We start from the raw sequence: 14,661 nt of genomic DNA, 5'->3' as shown, positions 1-14,661 counted from the left end.
GGCGCGGTTGATGACGGAAAGATGCGGCGGGGCGAGCCAAACGAGAATTGACGAACTATCTTGATCTGCCATGCATGAATGCATGGATGATCCCGACTGGAGCCTGTACCGCGCCTTCCTGGCGGTGATGACCGAGGGCAGCCTGTCGGCCGCCGCCCGGGCCCTGGGCCTGACCCAGCCGACCCTGGGTCGCCAGGTCGCCGCCCTGGAGCGCGCCCTGGGCGTGGCCCTGTTCACCCGCTCGCCCCAGGGCCTGAAACCCACCGACGCCGCCCTCGACCTGCGGCCCCACGCCCAGGCCATGGCCGGGGCGGCCAGCGCCCTGGTCCGCGCGGCGTCGGGGGCCGGCGACACGGCGCGCGGCGTGGTCCGCATCACCGCCAGCGAGATCATCGGCGCCGAGGTGCTGCCGCCGATCCTGGCCGATTTCCGGCCCCGGCATCCGGCGGTCACCGTCGAGCTGTCGCTGGACAACCAGCAGCAGGACCTGCTGCGCGGCGCGGCCGACATCGCCGTGCGCATGGTCCGCCCCACCCAGGACGCCCTGGTCGCCCGCCGCCTGGCCGACACCCACCTGGGGCTCTACGCCCACCGCCGCTATGTCGAGGCCGAAGGGGCGCCCGCCACCCTGGAGGCCCTGGCCGATCATGCCCTGATCGGCTTCGACAAGGGCACGCCATTCCTGCGCGGCCTGGTCCAGCGCGTACCCCTGCCGCCGCGCGGCTTCGCCTTCCGCGCCGACAGCGACCTGGCCCAGCTGGCGGCCGTCCGGGCGGGTTTCGGGATCGGCTTCGTCCAGCACGGGGTGGCGCGCCGCGACGCCGACCTGGTCCCGGTCTGCGCGGGCCAGATCGGCTTCGACCTGCCGGTCTGGCTGGTCATGCACGAGGACCTGCGATCGACCCTGCGGATGCGGGCGATGTTCGACCACCTGGCCGAGGGGCTGGACGCCTTTCTGGCGACGTCGCAACCCTGAGCCGCGCGGCGCGACTGGACGCCGAACGCGGCTCACGCCAGTAGGCGGGGCGGCTCCGGGTGGAGCGAGTCGTCGAGGAGGCGGAATGAAGGTTTCGAGCGCGCTGGCCTTGCTGCTGTCGCTGGCGGGCGGGTCGGCCCTGGCCCAGGACGCGCCGGCGTCCCCGGTTCCCGCCCAGCTGAAGGCCCTGGCCGGCTGCTGGCGCGGGACCGGCGAGGTGATGGGCAAGCCGGTGACCCTGAGTCTCTCCGCCAAGCCGATCGCCCTGGATGCGATGTTCCTGATCGAGGCCGAAAGCCAGGCCAGGGCCGATCCCGCCGACCGCTACGCCGCCCACCTTGTGATCGGGGCCCACGCGTCCAAGGACGGCCTTCCGGCGACGCTGACAGGCTTCTGGGCCGACAGCTTCGGCGGCGACTACACCGCCACCGGCGCGGGCGCGGTCCGCGAGGACGGCTTCGAGATCGCCTACCCCTATCCCCCCTCCAGCTTCGTGAACCGTTGGACCCTGGCGGGCGACCGGCTGGAATGGCGGATCACCGCCCGCGAAGGCGACAAGGCGCAGGTCTTCGCCCACTACGAGGCGGCCCGCGTATCGTGCCCTTCGGTCGGGAAACGTGGTTAACCGAACCTCAACGTCGAGCCGCTAGACCTCTCCCATGCGCCGCGCCCTCGCCTGCCTGCTGATCCTCGCCGCCCTGGCCGGCTCCGCCGCGGCCCAGACGGCCAAGCCGATGCGGGTCGTGCCCCCGACGGCGAGCAGCGCCCCGGCCAAGGACGAGACCCCGGCCCTGCCGCCGCCGCTGATTCCCCTGACTGGCGCGGCCCAGGCGCGCGATCCGGGCCAGTGCCGCGCGTCCTGCAACCGCACCTACTTCTTCTGCCGCGCCAACGGCGACGACGACAGCTGCCCGACCCAGTGGATGCAGTGCAAGTCGCGCTGCACGGCCACCTATTCGCCGCGCGCCCTGGGTGGGTGAGAGGGGGGGGCGGGTGAGCCAACGCCGGTTTGACGGTTCGCATAACGCTGATACGCTCACCTGAACAACGATAAGTCAGGGAGGGCGCGTCATGGACGCCAAGCGGCTTCCAAAGGCCTGCATCATCGGCGCGGGCTGCAGCGGCTTCACCACCGCCAAGCGGCTGAAGGACGCCGGCGTCCCCTATGACTGCTTCGAGGCCTCCGACGACATCGGCGGCAACTGGTACTACAAGAACCCCAACGGGCTGTCGGCCTGCTACGAGAGCCTGCATATCGACACGTCCAAGTGGCGGCTGGCCTTCGAAGACTTCCCGGTCCCGCCCGACTGGCCCGACTTCCCGCACCACAGCCAGGTCCTGGCCTATTTCAAGGCCTATGTCGCCCAATTCGGCCTGCGCGAGACCATCACCTTCAACACCAAGGTGCTGCGCGCCCAGCGCAACGGGGACGGCCTGTGGTCGGTGACCCTGTCGACCGGCGAGACCCGGCTCTACGACGTGCTGATCATCGCCAACGGCCATCACTGGGACCCGCGCGTGCCGGACTATCCCGGGACCTTCGACGGCGTCGCCTTCCACGCCCACGCCTATAGCGACCCGTTCGACCCGGTCGACATGCGCGGCAAGACCGTGGTGGTGGTCGGCATGGGCAATTCGGCCATGGACATCGCCAGCGAGCTGGCCCAGCGCCCGATCGCCGGCAAGCTGATCGTCTCGGCCCGGCGCGGGGTCTGGGTGTTCCCCAAGTATCTGAACGGCAAGCCGTCCGACAAGTCGGCCATGCCGCCGTGGATGCCGCGCAGGCTGGGGCTGAAGATCGTCGGCGCTCTGGTCCGCAAGCATGTCGGCCGGATGGAGGACTACGGCCTGCCCAAGCCCGACCACGAGCCGCTGGAGGCCCACCCATCGGTCAGCGGCGAGTTCCTGACCCGGGCCGGCTGCGGCGACATCACCTTCAAGCCGGCGATCAAGGCGCTGGAAGGGTCCGAGGTCCGTTTCGCCGACGACAGCGTCGAGCGTGTGGACGTGATCCTGTTCGCCACCGGCTACAGGATCAGCTTCCCGTTCCTCGACGATCCAGCGCTGGTTCCCGACGCCGACCACCGCCTGCCGCTGTTCAAGCGGATGATGAAGCCCGGCGTGCCCGACCTGTTCTACATGGGCCTGGCCCAGGCCCTGCCGACCCTGGTCAATTTCGCCGAACAGCAGTCCAAGCTGGTCGCCGCCTACCTGACCGGCCGCTACGCGCCGCCCTCGGTCGCCGAGATGCAACGCATCACCGCCAAGGACGAGGCTCGCCATACCGGCCACTATTACGCCTCGGCCCGCCACACCATCCAGGTCGACTTCGGGGTCTATTGCGCCGACCTGAAGAAGGAGATCGCGGCCGGCGAGAAACGGGCGCGGACCGCCGGCGGGGTCCTGCCCGTGCGGGCGCGAGCGCCGGACGCCTTGCCACTGGCGGCGGAATGAGGCTGAGATCATGACGGGGCGTCATCTGGGCCTCGCCACGAGTCGCGTCCGATGTCGAACATCGCCTACTTCCCCGCCCGCGGCCCCGCCGAGGACAACCGCCCCGGCAAGCGCGAACGCACCAAGGTCGCCAACCGCCAGGCGATCCTCGACGCGGCCCGGGCGGTGTTCGGCGAGCTGGGCTACGAGGCCGCCACGGTCCGCGACATCATCCGCCGCACGGGCTTGGCCTCGGGCACGTTCTACAACTACTACAAGTCCAAGGAAGAGGTGTTCGACGCCCTGGCCGACGACGGCGCGCGGCGCTTCCGGCCGATCCTGCGGGCCGAGTCCGACAAGGCGGCCGACTTCGAGAGCTTCCTGCGCGGCGCCATCCGGGCCTATTTCGACTTCCTGGCGGCCGAGCACGAGAGCTGGCGGATCAACCGGCCGGCCGGCGAGGTCTTTCCCCATGCCCGCGCCACGCCCGAGATCCAGGCGGTGTTCGACGAGGTCCATGCCGCCTTCGCCAAGGTGCTGGAGCACGACCACGCCCCGGCCGTCGACCTGGACTATTTCGCCGCCGCCTGCATCGCCGTCGCCCGCGAGATCGGCGACAAGATGCTGGAGCGCCGGCCGGTCGACGTGGACGGCGCCGCCGATTTCGCCGTCCGGATGATCCTGGGCGGCCTGCCCGCCCTGCCGCGCCCATGAAGCCTTTCTTGGTCCGAAATCCTCGTCCTTCGACAGGCTCAGGATGAGGATTTCTACCGAACCGCCCGATCAGTAGCCCTCATCCTGAGCCAGTCGAAGGACGAGGGCGGCCCGCCAATCTTCAAGAAGAGAGCCCCCGAATGGCCGACCCCGCCGTCCAGAAATTCATCCTCAAGGCGCTGATGTCCCTGCCCAGCCCGGTATTGCGGGCGATGTCGGGCGGCGGGACGGTCTATCGCGGCGGGCGGACCCTGGATCCGCGCTTCCAGTTCCTGGCCGCGGCCGCCGCCAAGATGCCGTCGCTGACCAGCCTGGCGCCCGCCGAGGCCCGGGCCGCCAGCGCCCAGGGCCTGACCGCCATGAGCGGCCCGCCCGAGCCGGGCGTGCGCAACGAAAGCCTGTCGATCGACGGCCCCAACGGGCCGATCAGGCTGCGCGCCTACCGCCCGGCCGACCAGGACGACGGCGCGCCCCTGATCGTCTTCGCCCACTTCGGCGGCGGGGTGATCGGCGACCTGGAGACCTGCCACGCCTTCTGCGGGATCCTGGCCCGCATCGCCCGCACGGCGGTGCTGTCGGTCGACTACCGCCTGGCGCCGGACCACCGCTTCCCGGCCGGCCTCGACGACGTGCTGGCCGCCTTCCGCTGGGGCCGCGACAACGCCGCCCGCTTCGGCGCCCTGCCGGGGACGGCGGCGATCGGCGGCGACTCCATGGGCGGCAACTTCGCGGCCGTCGTCGCCCAGGAGATGAAGCGCCTGGGCGAGGCCACGCCGGCCCTGCAGCTGCTGATCTACCCCGCCGTCGACGTGGCCAGCGAGACGGCGTCCATGACCACCTATGCCGACGCCTATCCGCTGAGCCGGCCGATCATGGACTGGTTCATGGGCCACTATATGGGGCCCGACGCCGACCCGGCCGATCCGCGCCTGTCGCCGGACAAGACCCAGGACCTGTCCGGCCTGGCCCCGGCCGTGGTGGTCACCGCCGGCTTCGATCCCCTGGTCGACCAGGGCGAGGCCTACGCCAAGCGGCTGGTGGCGGCCGGCGTGCCGACCACCTACCGCTGCCATGACAGCCTGGCCCACGGCTTCACGGCGTTCACCGGAGTCGTGCCGGCGGCCGACGCGGCGTGCCGGGAGATCGCGCGGCTGGTGCGGGCGGCTTTTGACGCGGCCAGGGCCTGAATTTCTGATCCGCTCATCCCGGCGAATGCCGGGACCCAGATGGAATGGCTCAGAGGCGGCCTCCATGATCTCAGCGCGTTTCCAACCAGCCCACAGCCATAAGATCTGGGTCCCGGCATTCGCCGGGATGAGCGGAATTGAGGGAGGCTCATGAGCGATACCATGCGCGCCCTCGTCGTCGACAGCCTGGCCCCCGACTTCGCCGGCTGCGCGGTCCGCGAGGTCCCGACGCCCACGCCGGGCCCGGGCGAGGTGCTGGTCCGCGTGCGCGCCGCCAGCGTCAACTTCCCCGACCTGCTGATGACCCGGGGCGAATACCAGTTCAAGCCGCCCCCGCCCTTCACGCCCGGCCTCGACCTGGCCGGCGAGGTCGCGGCCCTGGGCGAGGGCGTCGCCGGCTGGCGCCTCGGCGACGCGGTCGTCGGTGGCGCGCGGCTGGGCGGGTTCGCGGCGTACGCCGTGCTGTCGGCCGAGGCCCTCAAGCCCAAGCCCGCGCGGCTGTCGTTCGCGCAAGCCGCCGCCTATGGCGCGGCCTATCTGACGGCCTATGTCGCCCTGGTGCGCCGGGCGCGGCTGGAGCCCGGCGAGTGGGTGCTGGTGCACGGCGCGGCCGGCGGGGTGGGTCTGGCGGCCGTCGACCTGGCCAAGGCCCTGGGCGCCAAGGTGATCGCCGCCTCGGCTTCGGACCAGAAGCTGGCGGCGATCCAGGCCCTCTACGCCCCCGACGCCGTGGTCAATGTCACGGGCGGCTTCCGCGACCAGGTCAAGGCGATCACCGGCGGGCGCGGGGCCGACGTGATCTACGATCCGGTCGGCGGCGACGTCTTCGACGAGAGCGTCCGCTGCATCGCCTTCGACGGCCGGCTGCTGGTCATCGGCTTCACCTCCGGCCGCATCCCGACCGTCTCGGTCAACCTGCCGCTGATCAAGGGCTTCTCGGTGATGGGCGTTCGGGCGGGGGAGTATGGGCGACGGTTTCCCGAGAAGGGGCGGGAGAATGCGCAGGCGGTATGGCGGATGGCGGACGAGGGGACGATCCGACCCCATGTGCATGCCGAGTTCGAGCTTGACCATTGGCGCGAGGCCTTCGACCTGCTGGCGAACCGGCGGGTGGTCGGCAAGGCGGTGATCCGGCCGGATCTCTAACGGCAACCCATTGCTTTGACTCCGGTTGACAGCGACCGCCCCTTCCCTTATCCACCGCCCCTCACTCGCGGCGGCCCTCCGGCTTCCGCGTCCCATTTATTATCGGAGCCACCTCGTGAAGCGGACATTCCAGCCGTCGAAGCTCGTGCGAGCCCGCCGTCACGGCTACCGCGCGCGTATGGCCACCAAGAACGGCCAGAAGATCGTCGCGCGTCGCCGCGCCAAGGGCCGCAAGCGCCTGACGGCCTAACAGCCTTCTCCCGCTTCCCGCGGGAACAAGACCATGATGGAAGCCGCCCTTTCCTCGAACCAGGCCCCGCGCCTGCGCCGGAAAGGGCGGCTTTTTTCATGACTGAAGCTTCGGTCCCGCCTCAAGCCCCCTTGGCCATGAAGATCGAGCGCCTGAAGAAGCGTCCGGACTTCCTGAAAGCCGCCAAGGCGCCCAACCTGGCCCGCGGGGCGGTGTTCCTGCAGATGCGCCCGCGCCACGACGACGACCCGCTGATCCGGGTCGGATTCACCGCCACCAAGAAGATCGGCGGCTCGGTCGAGCGAAATCGCGCCAAAAGACGCCTGCGCGAGGCCGCCAGGCTGCTTCTCCCCCTTCATGGCCGCCCCTGTTGCGACTATGTGTTCATCGCCCGCGGCGGAACCGGCCAGCGGCCATGGGGGCGTTTGCTTGACGATGTTAAAACCGCGCTGATAAGCCTCGCCGCCGACCTCGATCGCGCGGGCCCGGGCGCGACGCCCGCTCCGCACGCCCCCGCCGCGTCCGATTCCTCCGTTTCTGGTTAAGTCCAACCCATGCAGAACGACTCCAACAAAAACACGCTGATGTTCCTCGTCTGCGCGTTCGCGATCCTGATCGGCTACCAGTTCCTGTACGCCGGTCCGCAGCAGCGGAAGGAAGCGGCGGCCCTGCAGGCCAAGAAGATCGCCGAAGCCCAGATCGCGGCCCAGCCGGGCATGACCCTCGGCGCCGACGGCCTGCCCCAGCCCCTGAAGCTGTCGCGCGACGCCGCCAAGGCCCAGAGCCCGCGCATCGCCGTCGACACGCCGGCCCTGTCGGGCTCGATCGCCCTGAAGGGCGCGCGCATCGACGACCTCTGGCTCAAGCGCTACACCCAGACGGCCGACAAGAACTCGCCGCCGGTCGAGCTGTTCCGCCCCGAGGGCGCCGAGCACGCCTGGTTCGCCGACTTCGGCTGGGCCGGGATCGCCGGCATGACCGGCCTGCCCACGCCCCAGACCGTGTGGACGGCCGCGCCCGGCCAGGTGCTGCGCCCGACCACCCCGGTGGTGCTGACCTATGACAACGGCCAGGGCCTGGTGTTCACCCGCACCATCTCGGTCGACGCCGACGCCATGTTCACGGTCGCCGACACCGTCCGCAACCAGGGCGGCGCGGCCGTGGCCCTGGCCCCCTACGCCTCGGTCCAGCGCCAGGGCATCCCGACCGAAGGCCCGCACGGCCTGGGCAAGACCCAGATCGTCTACGAAGGCGGCATCGGCGTGCTGGGCGGCGTCGATAACGTCGAGGGCGGCAAGTACATCCTTCAGAACAAGGCCAAGTACCCGCAGTGGAAGAAGGACAGGCCGCTGCAGGACAATCTGGAGTCCAAGGGCGGCTGGATCGGCATGACCGACAAGTACTGGCTGGCGGCCCTGGTGCCCCAGCAGTCCGAGATGATCAAGGGCCGCTTCCAGGTGAAGCCGGTCAGCGGCGTCGACGTCTATGAATCGGCCTTCACCGGTTCGCCGCGGTCCCTGGCCGCCGGCGCCACCGTCACCAACACCACCCGCCTGTTCGCCGGCGCCAAGACCGTGCCGCTGCTGACCCGCTACGAATACGGCGGCAAGCCCGTGGTCTGGTGGCAGTTCTGGAACCGCCCGGCCGCCGTCATTCCCAGCTTCGACAAGGCCGTCGACTGGGGGATGTTCGAGGTCATCACCCGACCGATCTTCAACGTGCTGGAGATCTTCTACAAGCTGGTGGGCAACTTCGGCGTGGCCATCATGCTGCTGACCGTCGCCCTGAAGCTCATCCTCTTCCCGCTGGCCGACAAGAGCTACGAGTCGATGGCGAAGATGAAGAAGATCGCCCCCGAGGTCGAAAAGCTGAAGGCCAAGTTCAAGGACGATCCGGCCAAGCAGCAGCAGGAGATGATGGGCCTGTACGCCAAGGAGAAGATCAATCCGATGATGGGCTGCATTCCCATGCTGATCCAGATTCCGATCTTCTATTCGCTGTACAAGGTGCTGACGGTGACGATCGAAATGCGGCACGCGCCGTTCTTCGGCTGGATCCAGGACCTGTCGGCGCCCGACCCGACCACCATCTTCAACCTGTTCGGCCTGATCCCGTGGGATCCGGCGACCCTGCCGCTGGCCGGGGCGCTGATCGCCCACCTGGGCGTCTGGCCGCTGCTCTACGGCTTCACCATGTGGCTGACCACGGCGATGAACCCGCCGGCCGGCGATCCGATGCAGCAGAAGATCTTCCAGCTGTTCCCGATCATCTTCACCTTCACCCTGTCGGGCTTCGCCGTCGGCCTGGTGATCTACTGGTGCTGGAGCAACGTGCTGACCATCATCCAGCAGTACATCATCATGCACCGCTACAAGGTCGAGAACCCGATCGACAAGCTGATCGCCCGCTTCAGCGGCAAGTCCGTCGAGGCCACCTGATGGACGAGCTGGGCTACAGCGAAGACGAGATCGAGGCCGCCCGCGTGCTGTTCGCCCAGCCGGCGACCTTCATGATGGGCGCGGTCAAGATGGACGGCATGCCCGCCCCGACCTTGCCGGAAGTCGCCTTCGCCGGCCGCTCCAACGTCGGCAAGTCCAGCCTGATCAACGGGCTGGTCGGGCAGAACCACCTGGCGCGCGCCTCGAACTCGCCGGGGCGCACGCGGGAGGTCAACTTCTTCGTGCTGGCCGAGAAGCTGCGCCTGGTCGACCTGCCGGGCTACGGCTTCGCCCGGGTGTCCAAGAGCATCGCCGACAAGTTCCAGGACCTCGGGCGCGCCTATCTGCGCGGCCGGGTGAACCTCAAGCGCGTCTACCTGCTGATCGACGCCCGCCACGGGCTGAAGGCGGTGGACGCCGAGGCCCTGGACGCCCTGGACATCGCGGCGGTCTCCTACCAGATCGTCCTGACCAAGGCCGACAAGATCAAGCAGGCCGAGCTGGACGCCACGGTCGACAAGACCCTGAAGGCCATCGCCAAGCGCCCGGCGGCCTTCCCCAAGGTCCTGGCGACCTCGTCGGAAAAGGGCTACGGCCTGCCCGAACTGCGCGCCGAGATCGCCCGGACCTGCTTGAGCTAGCCCATAATTCCGCTCATCCCGGCGAATGCCGGGACCCAGATGGAATAGCTTTGAGGCTGACGCCAGGGGCTCCGAGCCCTTCCCATCATCCACACCGCCATGGGATCTGGGTCCCGGCATTCGCCGGGATGAGCGGATTATAGAGAGTCCACAACAACCCGCTCCCGCCTTAACCTTACGGCCAGATCCGGCCGCTAAGGCCACGCCTCCGATCCCTCCCGAACACCCGAAGAAGTCCCCATGACCCGTCACGAACTGAAGACCTGGCCCCAGTATTTCGCCGCCGTCCGCTCGGGCAAGAAGCGCTTCGAGATCCGCCGCAACGACCGCGAGTTCGCGGTGGGCGACGTGCTGGTGCTGCGCGAGTTCGATCCCGAGCAGGACGCCTATACCGGCCAGGTCGAGGAGCGGCAGATCACCTTCCTGCTGTCGGAAGAGGACTACGGCGTCATCCACGGCTTCGTGGCCATCGGCTTCGGCGAGGTGGTCCATCACGGCGACATGCCGGCCGACGGCGCCTTGACCGCGGCGCAACTGGCCCACTGGCACGAGACGGCCTCGAACAACGCGGCCCTGCGCGCCCAGGATTCCCGCAAGGTGGCCCAGAGCTACGCCGCCCCCACCACCGGCCGCGCGGCCATGCCGGTCGCCGCCGACCGCCACAACGCCGTGGCCGCCGCCGCCGAGACCGAAGCCGCCTTCCATGCGGCGGCCGCCAGGATCGTGCGCGGGAAGTAGGGCGGCGCTGCCTGGACGCTGTCATCCCGGACGAGCGCTCGGCGCGAAGATCCGGGACCGACGCGTGAACTCGGCGCTTCCGGCGGTCCCGGGTCTGCGCTGCGCTCCGCCCGGGATGACAGATCGGTTTGAATCAAAAGGGGCGGACCTCGCGGTCCGCCCCTTTTGTCGTTCCAGCCGTGAGCCGAAGTCCTACGCCGCCTGGCTGACCTGGGTCGGGAAGACGTCGTCCATGCGCAGATAGGTGATCAGGCGGCTGTCCAGCGAGATGATCGCCTGGATGAAGCGCAGTTCGTCGGTCCCCAGGTCCGGGGTCGGTTGCAGGTGGTCGCGCGACACGGTGAAGGTCTCGCTGACCGCGTCGACCAGGATGCCGGCCAGGCGGTCCTGGCACTCGACCACGACGATGACGTGGCGGGTCTCCGGGACGGTGACGCCCAGGCCCAGGCGGTTGCGCAGGTCGATGACCGGCATGATCGCGCCGCGCAGGTTGATCACGCCCTTCAGAAAGCTCGGCGCGTGCGGGATCGGGGTGGCCGGGGTCCAGCCGCGGATCTCGCGGACGGTCTTGACGTCGATGCAGAACTCTTGCTCGCCGATGCAGAACGAGATCAGCTCCAGGGCGGGTTCGGCGTGGTCGGTCATGGTCGGGTCCCGAGGCTCGAAAAGTCTTGCGGCGAAGGCCGAAAGCCGGTTTCGCGTCACCTGTCACAAGAGCCCGAGCGCCGTTTAATAACGGTTAATGTAGCGCTTGCGAGGCGGCGTCGAATTGTCGCGCTGGCTATGAATCCGCTCATCCCGGCGAATGCCGGGACCCAGATGGAATAGCGGTGTGGCGGGTTCCAAGAGCTCGGCGCTCATCCAATCGGGCTCCCCGCCATGGGATCTGGGTCCCGGCGTTCGCCGGGATGAGCGGGAGATTGGCCCTTACGGCTCCGACACCCCGACGTCGCCCTCGTCGGTCAGGTTGAACTCGTACCAGACGCCGTTCAGCACCCCGAAGGCGACGGCCAGGCCCAGGCCCAGCACCCAGGTGAAATACCACATGGCTTGAACTCCTCAGTACAGGGCCGGGTCGGTCTTCAGCGCCGCCGTGCTGGTCCGGCCCCACAGCACCTTGAACACCCAGGCGGTGTAGAGCAGCACGACCGGCATCAGCACCACGACGACGATCAGCATGATGAACAGGGTCAGGTGGCTGGACGAGGCGTTCCACACCGTCAGGCTCGACCGGGGATCGATCGTGCTGGGCAGGATGAACGGGAACATCGACAGGCCGGCGGTCGCCACGATCCCCGCCGCCGAGGCCGACGAGCCGCCGAACGCCAGGGGCGCGGACCGCCGCCACAGGCCCAGCAGGGCCAGGATCGCGCCGCCGAAGCCCAGCACCGGGGCGATCAGCATCCAGGGATGGCGGCCGAAATTGTCGAACCAGGCGCCAGGCGCGGCGACCGCGACCCCGCGCAGCGGATTGGAAGGTCCGGCCGGATCGAAGGCGCCCTCGATGCGGAAGCCCAGGCGCATGGCCAGCAGGCCGCCCACCAGGAACAGCAGCAGGGAGGCGATCCCCGCGCCCGTCCCGAACCTGCGGGCCCGGTCCTGGACCACGCCGCCGTCCTCGGCCTTGATCCCCAGCCAGGCCGCGCCGTGCAGCACCAGCATGGCCGCCGACAGCAGGCCGCAGACCAGGGTGAAGGGAGTGAACAGGCCGAGGAAGCCGCCGTGATAGGTGGCCCTCAGGTCGCCATCCAGCTTGAACGGCGCGCCCTGCAGCACGTTGCCCACGGCCACGCCGAACACCAGCACCGGCACGAAGCCGCCCGTGAACAGCGCCCAATCCCAGAACGCCCGCCAGCGCGGGTCCGGCCGCTTGGACCGGTACTTGAAGCCGACCGGCCGCAGGATCATCGCCACCAGCACCGCGAAGATGGCCAGGTAGAAGCCCGAGAAGCTGACGCCGTAGACCAGCGGCCAGGCCGCGAAGATCGCGGCCCCGCCGGTGATGAACCACACCTGGTTGCCTTCCCAGGTGGCGCCGACGGTGTTGATCACCATCCGCCGCTCCTCGTCGGTGCGGGCGACGAAGGGCAGCAGGGCGCCCACGCCCATGTCGTAGCCGTCGGTCACCGCGAAGCCGATCAGCAGCACGCCCAGCAGGCCCCACCAGATCAGGCGCAGGGTCGGATAGTCGAGGGGAAGTTCCATGGGTCCGATCTCCTTAGGCCACGGCTTCGCCGGCGGGCGCGCCCTCGAGACCGCCCGGGGGTCCGGACGGGAAGGTTTCCTGCTCGGCGAAGGGGCCCTTCTTGATGGTGCGCAGGATCAGCCCGACCTCGACCACCGCCAGGGCGCCGTACAGCAGGGTGAAGACCACGATGCTGGTCAGGATCTGGGGCACGCTCAGCGACGAGGGCGCCAGGAAGGTGGGCAGCACGCCCTCCACCGCCCAGGGCTGGCGTCCGACCTCGGCCAGCACCCAGCCCAGCTCGGTCGAGATCCACGGCAGCGGGATGGCCGCCACGGCCAGCATCAGGAACCAGCGGGTGTCGTGCCGGCGCAGGGTGACCAGCACGAAGGCGGTGGCGAACAGGGCGATCATCAGGAAGCCGACGCCGGCCATGATCCGGAACGACCAGAACATCACCGGCACGTTGGGCACGGTGTCCCAGGCCGTCTTCTGGATCAGCGCCTTGTCGGCCTGGCGCGGGTCGGCCACGTGGCGCTTGAGCAGCAGGGCGTAGCCCAGGTCGCGGCGGTGGGTCTCGAAGACGCCCCGCGCCGCCAGGTCCTTGGGATTGGCCTTCAGGGCCTCCAGCGCGCCGTAGGCGACCACCCCGCTCTCGATCCGGGTCTCGGCCTGGGCCACCAGCTCGAAGATGCCGGCGACGGGCCGGTCGAGGCTGCGGGTGGCGATCAGGCCCAGGACGTACGGGATCTTGATCTCGGCGTGGGTCTTGCGGGCCTTCAGGTCGGGAATGCCGAACGCGGTCAGCCCGGCCGGCGCGGGTTCGGTTTCCCACATGGCCTCCAGGGCCGCGAGCTTCATCTTCTGGTTGTCGGTCAGGGCGTAGCCGCTTTCGTCGCCCAGCACGACCACCGACAGGGACGAGGCCAGGCCGAAGGCGGCGGCCACGGTCAGCGAACGCTTGGCGACGCTGACATACCGGCCCTTCAGCAGGTACCAGGCGCTGACCCCCAGCACGAAGACCGCCGCGATGGTGTAGCCGGCGCTGACCGTGTGCACGAACTTGGCCTGGGCCACCGGGTTGAACAGCACCGCCCGGAAGTCGGTCACCTCCATCCGCAGGGTGTCGGGATTGAAGGCCGCGCCGACCGGGTTCTGCATCCAGCCGTTGGCGACCAGGATCCACAGGGCCGACAGGTTGGTGCCCAGGGCGACCAGGAAGGTGACCAGCAGGTGGGTGACGGGCTTCAGCTTGTCCCAACCGAAGAACATCAGCCCCACGAACGTGGCCTCCAGGAAGAAGGCCATCAGCCCCTCGATGGCCAGCGGCGCGCCGAAAATGTCGCCGACATAGTGCGAATAGTACGACCAGTTCATGCCGAACTGGAATTCCATGGTCAGGCCGGTGGCCACGCCGAGCACGAAGTTGATGCCGAACAGCGTGCCCCAGAACCGCGTCGTGGTGCGCCAGATCGGCCGCTTGGTCATCACATAGACGCTCTCCATGATCACCAGCATGAAGGAGAGGCCAAGCGTCAGGGGCACGAACAGGAAGTGGTACAGCGCCGTCAGGGCGAACTGCAGACGAGAAAGGTCGACGACGGCGGGGTCCATGCAGCGCTCCGGTGGTCGTTGGCGATCGCGCCAAGGACCTTCTACCTCTAGACGCATCAAGGCTAGGGCGCTTTGATCCGGATCAAGGACGCGCCCGTCCCCGATCCCTAACGACGGTCCATGTCCGCCCGTTCAACCGCCCAGCTCGACGCCGTCGCGCGCCCCTGGCTGAAGGCGCTGGCCAAGCCGGGCGGCGGCGCCTCCAACACCGCGTCCCTGTGGCTGCTGGCCGACGTCCCGGCCGCGGTCGCCTTCGCCGCCGGCCTGGCCCTGGCCATCGACGCCCTGCCGCGCGGCCTCGCCGCCGCCGCGCCCTGGCTGGTCCTGCTGGCCCTGGCC

The 14,661-nt window shown here is 69.2% G+C and carries 16 protein-coding genes and 1 pseudogene; 13 read left to right on the top strand and 4 right to left on the bottom strand.

Annotation, left to right across the window (positions count from 1 at the left end; all coding sequences use genetic code 11):
- The first annotated feature begins 70 nt into the window (after positions 1-70).
- From AC07NX_RS20525 to AC07NX_RS20470, 12 genes are all read left to right on the top strand, one after another.
- The gene (locus AC07NX_RS20525) at positions 71-976 is read left to right on the top strand and encodes a LysR family transcriptional regulator (RefSeq protein WP_494644331.1); all 906 of its coding nucleotides are present in this window, start codon (positions 71-73) and stop codon (positions 974-976) included.
- Positions 977-1,061: 85 nt separating this feature from the next.
- On the top strand, positions 1,062-1,601 hold the full coding sequence (locus AC07NX_RS20520) for a hypothetical protein (protein WP_494644329.1): 540 nt from the start codon (positions 1,062-1,064) through the stop codon (positions 1,599-1,601).
- 34 nt (positions 1,602-1,635) lie between these two features.
- Positions 1,636-1,956 (top strand): hypothetical protein, encoded by a 321-nt coding sequence (locus tag AC07NX_RS20515; protein WP_494644328.1) that lies wholly within the window; start codon positions 1,636-1,638, stop codon positions 1,954-1,956.
- A gap of 91 nt (positions 1,957-2,047) precedes the next feature.
- Positions 2,048-3,430 (top strand): flavin-containing monooxygenase, encoded by a 1,383-nt coding sequence (locus AC07NX_RS20510; RefSeq protein ID WP_494644327.1) that lies wholly within the window; start codon positions 2,048-2,050, stop codon positions 3,428-3,430.
- Positions 3,431-3,481: 51 nt separating this feature from the next.
- Positions 3,482-4,123: a TetR/AcrR family transcriptional regulator gene (locus AC07NX_RS20505; protein WP_494644325.1), complete on the top strand. Its 642-nt coding sequence runs from the start codon at positions 3,482-3,484 to the stop codon at positions 4,121-4,123.
- 140 nt (positions 4,124-4,263) lie between these two features.
- Positions 4,264-5,310, top strand: a complete 1,047-nt coding sequence (locus AC07NX_RS20500; RefSeq protein ID WP_494644324.1) for an alpha/beta hydrolase — start codon at positions 4,264-4,266, stop codon at positions 5,308-5,310.
- A gap of 162 nt (positions 5,311-5,472) precedes the next feature.
- Positions 5,473-6,456 carry an NADPH:quinone oxidoreductase family protein gene (locus tag AC07NX_RS20495; protein ID WP_494644323.1) on the top strand — a complete coding sequence of 328 codons (984 nt, stop codon included), beginning with the start codon at positions 5,473-5,475 and terminating at the stop codon, positions 6,454-6,456.
- Positions 6,457-6,571: 115 nt separating this feature from the next.
- Complete coding sequence (gene rpmH, locus AC07NX_RS20490) at positions 6,572-6,706, top strand: 50S ribosomal protein L34 (protein WP_012284717.1); 135 nt, start codon at positions 6,572-6,574, stop codon at positions 6,704-6,706.
- A 98-nt stretch (positions 6,707-6,804) separates the two neighbouring features.
- Complete coding sequence (gene rnpA, locus AC07NX_RS20485; RefSeq protein WP_494644321.1) at positions 6,805-7,251, top strand: ribonuclease P protein component; 447 nt, start codon at positions 6,805-6,807, stop codon at positions 7,249-7,251.
- A 9-nt stretch (positions 7,252-7,260) separates the two neighbouring features.
- Positions 7,261-9,144, top strand: a complete 1,884-nt coding sequence (gene yidC / locus AC07NX_RS20480) for a membrane protein insertase YidC (RefSeq protein WP_494644320.1) — start codon at positions 7,261-7,263, stop codon at positions 9,142-9,144.
- Positions 9,144-9,785, top strand: a complete 642-nt coding sequence (gene yihA, locus AC07NX_RS20475) for a ribosome biogenesis GTP-binding protein YihA/YsxC (RefSeq protein WP_494644319.1) — start codon at positions 9,144-9,146, stop codon at positions 9,783-9,785. Before yidC ends, yihA begins: the two co-directional genes overlap by 1 nt.
- Before the next feature lie 240 nt (positions 9,786-10,025).
- Entirely contained in the window at positions 10,026-10,523 is a 498-nt protein-coding gene (locus AC07NX_RS20470; protein WP_494644317.1) for an ASCH/PUA domain-containing protein, read from the top strand.
- A gap of 192 nt (positions 10,524-10,715) precedes the next feature.
- Here AC07NX_RS20470 and AC07NX_RS20465 read toward each other — a convergent pair whose 3' ends face one another.
- The 4 genes from AC07NX_RS20465 to AC07NX_RS20450 form a co-directional block, all read right to left on the bottom strand.
- The gene (locus AC07NX_RS20465) at positions 10,716-11,168 is read right to left on the bottom strand and encodes a chemotaxis protein CheW (protein ID WP_494644315.1); all 453 of its coding nucleotides are present in this window, start codon (positions 11,166-11,168) and stop codon (positions 10,716-10,718) included.
- A 282-nt stretch (positions 11,169-11,450) separates the two neighbouring features.
- Entirely contained in the window at positions 11,451-11,570 is a 120-nt protein-coding gene (cydX, locus tag AC07NX_RS20460; protein ID WP_494644314.1) for a cytochrome bd-I oxidase subunit CydX, read from the bottom strand.
- A 12-nt stretch (positions 11,571-11,582) separates the two neighbouring features.
- Positions 11,583-12,728 carry a cytochrome d ubiquinol oxidase subunit II gene (gene cydB / locus AC07NX_RS20455; RefSeq protein WP_494644313.1) on the bottom strand — a complete coding sequence of 382 codons (1,146 nt, stop codon included), beginning with the start codon at positions 12,726-12,728 and terminating at the stop codon, positions 11,583-11,585.
- A 13-nt stretch (positions 12,729-12,741) separates the two neighbouring features.
- Positions 12,742-14,322: a cytochrome ubiquinol oxidase subunit I gene (locus tag AC07NX_RS20450; protein ID WP_494644312.1), complete on the bottom strand. Its 1,581-nt coding sequence runs from the start codon at positions 14,320-14,322 to the stop codon at positions 12,742-12,744.
- Positions 14,323-14,442: 120 nt separating this feature from the next.
- On the opposite strand from AC07NX_RS20450, the pseudogene AC07NX_RS20445 reads away from it, so the two are divergent.
- Positions 14,443-14,661: pseudogene (locus AC07NX_RS20445) on the top strand (thiol reductant ABC exporter subunit CydD); the annotation flags it as partial.

It is taken from the genome of Caulobacter sp. GW821-FHT09A05, assembly GCF_059418465.1.
The sequence above is the reverse complement of the archived record's forward strand: the minus strand, read 5'-3'. Positions and strand labels throughout refer to the sequence as shown.